The following is a 1,448-nucleotide window of genomic DNA, read 5'->3' on the forward strand; positions in this document are numbered from 1 at the left end:
ATTCGACCTCGYTCACCACGCGGCCSTCGGGCGACATCTTGATGCCSGCSAGCGCGCCGATCTGGCGRTTGAAGGCCTTGTGSGGSACSRYCAGGCGSGTGGGGAYGCCSGCCTTCTCSAGCACCTTGTTCCARCGGCCSACSCCSGCCAYSGAGTCCTTGATGAAGTCGTCGCGCAGCACTTCGTTCAGCGCGTTGAGCATGGGCACTTCTTTTTCCAGCAGCTGTCCGTCCTTGACCTCCAGCACCTTGTACGTCTGGCCCTTGAGCACATGATCGTCCGTGCGTTTTCCTTCTTCGTAGCGACCCTTGAGGCCCGAGCTGTAGAACGTGGCGGCGTTGCTCGACTGGTCGGCGCCGAACAGGTCGATGGTCACGCTGTAGTGGAAGTTGAGGTAGCGCTGGACGGTGGGCAGGTCGATGGCGCCAGCAGCRCGCACCTTGGCAGGGTCGTCGGTCTTGAGGTCGTTCATSACCTGYGCGGTGCGCGMSAGCACRCGCGAGAYGCCGCTYTCGCCCACRAACATGTGGTGSGCYTCYTCGGTCAGCATGAACTTGGTGGTGCGCGCSAGCGGRTCRAARGCGCTCTCKGCCAGSGCSGMSAGCTGGAACTTGCCGTCRCGGTCRGTGAAGTAGGTGAACATGAARAACGCSAGCCARTCSGGCGTCTTYTCRTTGAASGCRCCCAGGATGCGCGGGTTGTYCTSGTCGCCSGASKKGCGCTGCAGCAGCGCTTCGGCCTCCTCGCGGCCGTCGCGGCCGAAGTGCTTGTGCAGCAGGTACACCATGGCCCACAGGTGGCGGCCCTCTTCCACATTGATCTGGAACAGGTTGCGCAGGTCGTACATGCTGGGCGCTGTCAGGCCCAGGTGGCGCTGCTGCTCGACCGAGGCAGGCTCCGTGTCGCCCTGGGTCACGATGATGCGGCGCAGATTGGCGCGGTGCTCGCCGGGCACGTCCTGCCAGGCTTTTTCGCCCTTGTGGTCGCCAAAGTGGATCTCGCGGTTGCTGTCGCCTGGGTTCAAAAAGATGCCCCAGCGGTAGTCGCGCATCTTCACGTGGCCGAACTGGGCCCAGCCGTTCGGGTCCACGCTCACGGCGGTACGCAGATAGACCTCATGGTTGGTGGAGCCCTCGGGACCCACGTCGTCCCACCAGTTGATGAAGTTGGGCTGCCAGCCTTCTAGCGCGCGCTGCAACGTGCGGTCTTCGCCCAGGTTCACGTTGTTGGGAATCTTCTCGCTGTAGTTGATGCTGCTCATGGGGTGCTCCTCTGGATGGAAATCGAATGCAGGGCAGGGGGTCAGACGCGCGTCTGGTCAAACCCGGCCTTCTGGCCGGTGCCGTAAACCTTGAGCGCACCCTTCTCGCCCACGGCGTTGGGGCGGTTGAAGATCCAGTTCTGCCACGCGGTCAGGCGCCCGAAGATGCGGGTGTTCATGTTCTCCC

General features: G+C 63.5%; 1 protein-coding gene. It reads right to left on the minus strand.

Going from position 1 to position 1,448, the window contains the following annotated elements:
• Window positions 1-1,261, minus strand: a 1,261-nt coding sequence (gene boxB, locus AC04MI_RS25130; RefSeq protein WP_476499040.1) for a benzoyl-CoA 2,3-epoxidase subunit BoxB, incomplete at its 3' end; no start/stop codon positions are given.
• Window positions 1,262-1,448: the final 187 nt, after the last annotated feature.

The sequence above is a fragment of the Acidovorax sp. LjRoot204 genome, assembly GCF_056175785.1.